This is a genomic window from Microcoleus sp. B4-C1, assembly GCF_036705285.1.
Lineage (GTDB): Bacteria > Cyanobacteriota > Cyanobacteriia > Cyanobacteriales > Microcoleaceae > Microcoleus.
Window position 1 is genome coordinate 31,269 of record NZ_JAUBUC010000065.1, and the last position, 6,526, is coordinate 37,794.

9 protein-coding genes are annotated in these 6,526 nt (G+C 44.6%); 4 read left to right on the top strand and 5 right to left on the bottom strand.

Features of this window, described 5'->3' with window-relative positions; genetic code table 11:
• Positions 1 to 19 precede the first annotated feature (19 nt).
• The gene (gene dacB / locus QUB26_RS22850) at positions 20 to 1,492 is read left to right on the top strand and encodes a D-alanyl-D-alanine carboxypeptidase/D-alanyl-D-alanine endopeptidase (protein WP_445299634.1); all 1,473 of its coding nucleotides are present in this window, start codon (positions 20 to 22) and stop codon (positions 1,490 to 1,492) included.
• A gap of 217 nt (positions 1,493 to 1,709) precedes the next feature.
• The gene (locus QUB26_RS22855) at positions 1,710 to 2,606 is read left to right on the top strand and encodes an alpha/beta hydrolase (RefSeq protein ID WP_333242328.1); all 897 of its coding nucleotides are present in this window, start codon (positions 1,710 to 1,712) and stop codon (positions 2,604 to 2,606) included.
• A 288-nt stretch (positions 2,607 to 2,894) separates the two neighbouring features.
• On the opposite strand, the gene QUB26_RS22860 is transcribed toward QUB26_RS22855, so the two are convergent.
• From QUB26_RS22860 to QUB26_RS22870, 3 genes are read right to left on the bottom strand one after another with little or no spacing between them, the layout of a single operon-like run.
• Positions 2,895 to 3,119, bottom strand: a complete 225-nt coding sequence (locus QUB26_RS22860; protein WP_333159671.1) for a helix-turn-helix transcriptional regulator — start codon at positions 3,117 to 3,119, stop codon at positions 2,895 to 2,897.
• 29 nt (positions 3,120 to 3,148) lie between these two features.
• The gene (locus tag QUB26_RS22865; protein WP_333319852.1) at positions 3,149 to 3,436 is read right to left on the bottom strand and encodes a Coq4 family protein; all 288 of its coding nucleotides are present in this window, start codon (positions 3,434 to 3,436) and stop codon (positions 3,149 to 3,151) included.
• Positions 3,378 to 3,626 (bottom strand): hypothetical protein, encoded by a 249-nt coding sequence (locus QUB26_RS22870; RefSeq protein ID WP_333242322.1) that lies wholly within the window; start codon positions 3,624 to 3,626, stop codon positions 3,378 to 3,380. Before QUB26_RS22870 ends, QUB26_RS22865 begins: the two co-directional genes overlap by 59 nt.
• Positions 3,627 to 3,804: 178 nt before the next feature.
• Here QUB26_RS22870 and QUB26_RS22875 point away from each other — a divergent pair, with 178 nt between their 5' ends.
• Both QUB26_RS22875 and QUB26_RS22880 read left to right on the top strand, forming a co-directional pair.
• Complete coding sequence (locus QUB26_RS22875; protein ID WP_333302563.1) at positions 3,805 to 4,011, top strand: hypothetical protein; 207 nt, start codon at positions 3,805 to 3,807, stop codon at positions 4,009 to 4,011.
• 173 nt (positions 4,012 to 4,184) lie between these two features.
• On the top strand, positions 4,185 to 4,973 hold the full coding sequence (locus QUB26_RS22880; RefSeq protein ID WP_333242319.1) for a hypothetical protein: 789 nt from the start codon (positions 4,185 to 4,187) through the stop codon (positions 4,971 to 4,973).
• 702 nt (positions 4,974 to 5,675) lie between these two features.
• Here QUB26_RS22880 and QUB26_RS22885 read toward each other — a convergent pair.
• Together QUB26_RS22885 and QUB26_RS22890 are read right to left on the bottom strand one after the other, a co-directional pair.
• On the bottom strand, positions 5,676 to 5,942 hold the full coding sequence (locus tag QUB26_RS22885; protein ID WP_333242316.1) for a Txe/YoeB family addiction module toxin: 267 nt from the start codon (positions 5,940 to 5,942) through the stop codon (positions 5,676 to 5,678).
• On the bottom strand, positions 5,935 to 6,189 hold the full coding sequence (locus tag QUB26_RS22890) for a type II toxin-antitoxin system prevent-host-death family antitoxin (protein WP_333242313.1): 255 nt from the start codon (positions 6,187 to 6,189) through the stop codon (positions 5,935 to 5,937). Before QUB26_RS22890 ends, QUB26_RS22885 begins: the two co-directional genes overlap by 8 nt.
• Positions 6,190 to 6,526: the final 337 nt, after the last annotated feature.

The following is a 6,526-nucleotide window of genomic DNA, read 5'->3' on the forward strand; positions in this document are numbered from 1 at the left end:
AGGAACTGGCACTTTGAAAATCCAAGGAATTGCGCTTAGTTTGTTAGTCCTAATTCTGGGGCGTCCGTCGGCGGTTGCAGCTCAAACCCAGGCGGTTGCTGGGGATATTTGTCCTGGGGATTTGGGGGCACAAGTAGATGCGATCGCCAACCGTCCCGAATTTAGCCGATCGCGCTGGGGCATTTTGATTCAACCTCTATCTTCTACTACTACTCTCTACAGCCGCGACGCCCAAAAATATTTTATTCCAGCATCAAATGCCAAGCTGCTAACTACAGCCGCTGCTTTGCAGAAACTCGGTGCAGATTTTCGGATTAAGACATCGGTTTACAGCGGCGAAAATGGCAGTTTGTACGTTGCCGGCAGGGGAGATCCGAGCATTGCTGAGGCTCAGTTGAAATCTTTGGCGCAGCAGTTGAAGCAGCGGGGAATCAGTCAAGTTAACCAGTTGATTGGCGATGACAGCTATTTTCAAGGTAGTGCAGTCAATCCGAATTGGGAATGGGAAGACGCGCAAGCTGGCTACGGAGCGCCAATTAACAGTTTAATTTTCAATCAAAACGCGATCGACCTTCTCTTGTCCCCACAGGCTCTGGGGCAACCTCTGAAAGTTACTTTTGTCGAAGCAAAGCTGGCAAATCAGTGGCAACTTCAGAACAATTCAGTAACAGTCGCCCAAAACGAATCCGAGTTTATTGAAATTGGCCGGGAGTTCGATCGACCTATAATTCGAGTGGGCGGACAGTTGAAAGTTGGTGCAGAACCTGAATCAGCTTATGTCGCAGTTGTCAACCCCGCTAATAATTTTTTGCAGTATTTTCAACAAGCCCTGGCGGCTGAGGGAATTCCTGTTAAACAGGCTTTAGTTGCATCGGCTTCTCGCAATTTAAATCAAGAATTAGCGACTGTTGAATCGCCACCGCTGGCGGAATTGGTGAGAGAAACTAATCGAGTAAGCAACAATCTTTATGCAGAAGTTTTATTGAGATTGTTGGGGAAAGTTACAGACAAGATGCCCCTGCCACAAACACTCACAGGCAAGATGCCTGTGCCACAAGAGGATACAGGTGAAATGGGTTTGAAAGAGTTAAAAACAGTTTTAACTCAATTAGGAGTAAATCCAAACAGCTACAGATTAGCCGACGGTTCCGGCTTGTCTCGGCACAATTTAATTACTCCAGAAGCCTTGGTGCAAACTTTGAGACTTATGGCCAATTCACCTGCTGCATCTATTTACCGCCAGTCACTGCCGATCGCTGGCGAGAGCGGCACTTTGAAAAATCGCTTTAATACTACACCAAATCGCGTAATTATGCAAGCAAAAACCGGAACTATGAGCGGAGTTTCGGCGCTGTCGGGATATATCGAAGTTCCGAATTACGAGCCGCTGGTGTTTAGCATTATCGTCAATCAATCTGACCTAACGACTGCAAAAATGCGATCGGCAACGGACGAAATTGTGCTATTATTGAATCGCCTGCGCCGCTGCTAAAACAATACATTTAAGGTGAGAAAGTTAAGCTCAGTAGTTACGCCTAAAACACAGGACACCCCAAAACCTGATAAGTTTTAAGTTTAATTAGATTGCAGCGGCTGGCCTGGAAAAGCAGCTACAATAAAAGTAGAAAAATTAACAGCATTGGGCCGTTTCAGCCTGCTACCAGTCGGCGGGTTCTGTACTTCCCGAAAATAAGTCTAACTTTCCAACTATGAATTCTTTAGATTCCCAACAGCAACACATCTTTGTCGAAACCAACAACATCCGCCTGCACTGTGTTTCTCAAGGAGAAGGCGAGCTCGTTCTCCTCCTGCATGGGTTTCCAGAGTTTTGGTACTCTTGGCGTCATCAAATCCCTGCCTTAGCGCGTCATTTCAAGGTGGTAGTGCCGGATTTGCGGGGCTACAACGATTCCGACAAGCCGGAAAGCGGCTATGATTTAGATACGCTGAGCGCGGATATTCGCGGTTTGATTTCGAGCCTCGGTTATACAAAAGCTCACGTTGTAGGTCATGATTGGGGAGGAGCGATCGCGTGGCACTTAGCTCAAAAATTCCCTGAACAACTCAACCGCTTGGCAATTTTAAACGCTCCGCACCCGCAGCGATTCATGCAGGAAATGGCGAGCAATTTAGATCAAATCCGCCGCAGTTGGTACGTTTTGGCATTTCAGGTTCCCGGCATTCCGGAATTGTTGATCCGGCAAAACTTGAAAGATTTTGTTCACAATGTTTTCCAAGGACAAGCTGTTCGCAAAGGATCTTTTAGCGCTGAGGAAACTAAGATTTATCAGACTGCTTTAGAAAAGCCGGGAGTATTAGCCGCCGCTATCAATTATTACCGGCAGATGTTTCACCCGCAGAGGCTTTGGAATTTGGGGCAGAAATTAGAACCTGTGACAGTGCCTACTTTGGTGCTTTGGGGAGAAGAAGATGCGTTTTTGAGCCACAAACTTGTAGAAGGTTTAGACAGATTAATTACGGCTCCGTTTAAGTTGAAATTAGTTCCTCACTGCGGTCACTGGATTCAGCAGGAAGCGCCGCAAACGGTGAATCGAGAATTGCTGAGTTTTCTGAGACATTCTTCTTCTTCTGTGGCTTTGGCATAGAAAAAAATTAACGCTTGCAAATAAGAACGGGCTCTCCGGCCCGTTCCACAAGAACATTGATTTTTTGTGGAACGGGCTCTCCGGCCCGTTCTTAATATCTGACGCACCCTACTTATTGATCAATACGCTTGGGTTAAAACTGTTTATTCCTCGCAGAGCCCCCTAAATCCCCCTTAAGAAGGGAGACTTTGAGTAAGTTCTTGTCCCCCCCGACCTAGGGGCGGTGCCAAGAGTGTCCGCCCTTGGCTAGGGGGGATCGGGCTTAACTGAAGCGTATTGACTTATCGATCAGTCCCAGAGCAAATTTTCTTGGATCAGCAGTGCAATCATCGCAGTTCTGGAACAAACACCGAGTTTGATAAAAATCCGCCTCACGTAAGTAGCAACCGTCCAGTGACTGATATTTAAATTTTTGGCAATACATTTGTTGGGCAGGCCTTGGGCTACTAATTGCGCGATCGCTCTTTCGCGTGGGCTCAGGCTAATTTCCGGTTTGTAACTTTGGCTTTGCATATTTTTGCAATCAGGTAACGAGTTAAAATCTAATCAATTAAGGGTAGAATTTCGAGTTTTTCTCGAACTTCAGATAAAGGATTTTCCCAATCAGATGCAACGTCCCAATTAATTAACTGAGTGGCTAATTTTCCGTGTTTTAAGCCTTTGATAGTTTGTCCGATCGCGCAACTTAACCAGCCGATGGGTCCAACTAACACTAAAATCGCACAAGAAGGACGAAATACTTGAGCGCGAGTAAACGCTTGAAGTACCAATTCATCTTCTGTTGAAGCTGAAAGACCAGTCAGAACGTGCCACACGTCGTGGTTTCGCACCAATCCAGTCTCCCGATGCGATCGGCTCAAAGCCTTGTTCGTCTAGAAATCGCGCCACTTCGCACCCTAATGTTCCTGCTGGCAGTTGGCGCAATTTTGCCAAGTCTATTTCAAAATGTCGATCGCTCTCAATTTGAGGATTAATTGTTTGAGCCATCTTTAATATAACTCCTAATTGACCGTCAGCCATAATTCATTCTCCCTTCAACAATGATTTAAGTTTCGAGCCAATTAATTTGTGTTTGTCAAGTTCATTTTTGCGCTGAATCAAGACGATTTTTTTTCCCGACTCAGCTTAAAAAGCTTACTTTCTGTCAAACCAATCGGCGATCAGGAGCTTTTACATTTCTTTACAAACCTTCTTAGATGTGAAATCTGCTATCTGTAAACATCGCCCTAGTGTTTGGAATCCCAACTTGACTCACCGGGAAGTACCCGTAAAATCTACAGTATTTAGCGGTGATTGGAACTCCCTTACTTACGTATCTAAATTTATTCTGCTGCTAATTATTGGAACTTGCAATGAGTCAGAAGTGGAAGCTTGCAGGCATGGTGATGCAGGTGCATACAAGTGAAGAGAGTTGAAACAAGGTGAAACAAGGTGAAACAAGGTGAAGTTATGCAGAGTTGATATTTCGGAATTACGCAGTAGTGCCAATCCCCCGTAGTTGCCGAATTTGTAGTGGTAATCATGGGGGATGGCCCGTATGTCGTTAGAATGTTACTCAAATGAGTGTCACTCATTTGAGTGACTGGTCAAATATCTTCACCAACAGCTACAAATAAAGTAGAGATTCATATCATACAAGGTGTTGCTGTGAAAAAACTTTCCATTTTGTTATCCACAGGAGTTGTGTCATTAATTTGGTGCGCGGCTGCTAGCGCTACCACTTATGTTAATCCCAACGGTAAAACTACTTTAAACCTGTCAGAAAAAGGGAACAATCGCAGAGGTTTTTACTTGACCAAAGTAGGCAATCGGGAATTTTTGGGCAATATTCAAATTACCCGTTCCGAAGGAGCAGCGGGCTCTTACTATTACAATGGGACTTTCAAAGACAGTGCGACGGGCCCTGGCCGAAAAATGGTTTGTTCTGGGGATATTACCATTGTTAGGCGTCAAGTTGGAAGGAGCAGCCAATTGGGAGCAGAAGTTACTTGGAAGGTGAAAGCAGGAGAAAATTGTCCTTCTATTGGCCAGACATTTAAAGTAAATTTAGTCGAATCTTTACCGCGTCCTAATGCAAGTGGCAACTATACTTCTAGCAATTCTAATACTTGGTTGACTGAAACTGCTGGCTCGGCAACTTGGCCTGCTTGGCGAGTCACGTCGCGAGATGGACAACTCAACTGCCGCAAGACCCCAAACGGAGCAATTCAACAACTTTACCGCGCGGATAGAGATACAATTGCTGCTGAACTCAGGGGAGTAAATGCGATTACGATGGCGAACGGTCAACCCTGGATGCTGACAAGACAAGGCTGTTATGTGCGCGCTAATTCTCAATACGTTCAGCCAGTTTCTATGCCAGAATAACTGTTCGTAAATAGGGAGCATCTCAATGAAAGCAGCCCTCCGCTAGAAATTGGAGTTGGGAGCCAGGAGGAAAAAGGAAGAAGGAAGGAGCCAGAAGAAGTATTTTTACAAATATGAGATGCTCCCAGTTCCGCTGTCAGAGCCACGCAGCTTACCAAAAAACATGAATCCAGTTTACAAGGAGTATTTTGAAAACTATTCTGTTGGGATAAGCTGTTGTGGATTTAAATTGTATGTCAAAAAACAATAAAACTCTTGTGGGGAGTAGGGGTTGGGCGTCCCGCCCGCCTCGACGAATATGCAATTTAAATAAAAAGTCCGCGTTATTTTGTGGCTGCACTACTAAACAATCAATCACTGCATAACAATTGCCATGCAAAGGAGTACCCTCTCATCCCTGTTTATCCTGCAAAACTTACATAGCGTGACAAAAGTTACGATCGCCCGTTAAATAGCAACTCGCTATCGTCATTAAATTACAATTAAACTGCTCAAATAATCGCCGACTTTCCTATTAAACAAAAACGCCGCACCCTAGCTACAGCCTGCTAAGGAGGATGTCAATCGATTTTAGATTTTAGATTTTAGATTAAAGAATTGACTTGCGCGAGATAAATGCTCTTTCTTGAGGATTTTAGATTTTAGATTTTGGATTGATTCCACGGATAAATCACGTGGCGGGTACCATCAAGACATTCTTGGTCAATCAGAATAGTGGTATCGACAAGAGATAATCGTTAGATACTCGTCATCCACAGCATAAACTAATCGATTCGTATCATCAATTCGCCGCGACCAAAAACCAGCCAAGTTCTCCCTCAGTGGTTCTGGCTTTCCGATCCCCTCAAACGGCAATCGGATGGTTGCCTCAATTAGCTTGTTAATTCGTTTTAACGTTTTCTTGTCTTGCCCTTGCCAATATAAATAATCGCCCCAAGCCTCATCCGTCCATGCTAACTTTCTAGTCATCCAACAAATTTCGCTCTACCACTTTCCCCTGCTTAAACTGAGCAATAGAACGCTCCAAATGGGCAGCATTGGCGGGAGATTTGAGTAAATGAACTGTTTCCAGCAAACTATTAAAGAACTCTAGCGACATCACCACGGCATCCTCCGCATCCCGCCTAGTGATGATGGTATAGTCCCTATCTTCCACTACTCTGTCTAAAACAGCCTTGAGGTTATTTCTCGCTTCGCTAAAAGAAACAATATTCATCTACTTGACATTTGTACTACTTACTGTACAAGTGTACCAATCCGCAATATATTCGGCAATCCCGATCTCATATCAATTTAATGTGAAGTTGCACATATCTCGATCCCCCTAAATCCCCCTTAGTAAGGGGAGTAGGGGTTGACTTTGATCGGAATCTTGTCCCACCCCCTACTCCCCTTACTAAGCAGGGTGGATTAATTGTCGGGAGGGGAATGTATGATAGAAGAGGTAATCAAGTCTGCCCCGTCCGGGTAGACTTGAATTATGGAATGAATCAGCAATGAATTTAATTGAAGCTCTTATTGCAGTTCCCGATCATAGACATCCGAGAGGTATT

Excerpts from the sequence above, each read along its gene's own strand:
- QUB26_RS22855 (WP_333242328.1), top strand. The coding sequence starts at position 1,710 with ATGAATTCTTTAGATTCCCAACAGCAACACATCTTTGTCGAAACCAAC.
- QUB26_RS22860 (WP_333159671.1), bottom strand. The coding sequence starts at position 3,119 with ATGCAAAGCCAAAGTTACAAACCGGAAATTAGCCTGAGCCCACGCGAA.
- QUB26_RS22870 (WP_333242322.1), bottom strand. The coding sequence starts at position 3,626 with ATGGCTGACGGTCAATTAGGAGTTATATTAAAGATGGCTCAAACAATT.
- QUB26_RS22890 (WP_333242313.1), bottom strand. The coding sequence starts at position 6,189 with ATGAATATTGTTTCTTTTAGCGAAGCGAGAAATAACCTCAAGGCTGTT.
- QUB26_RS22885 (WP_333242316.1), bottom strand. The coding sequence starts at position 5,942 with ATGACTAGAAAGTTAGCATGGACGGATGAGGCTTGGGGCGATTATTTA.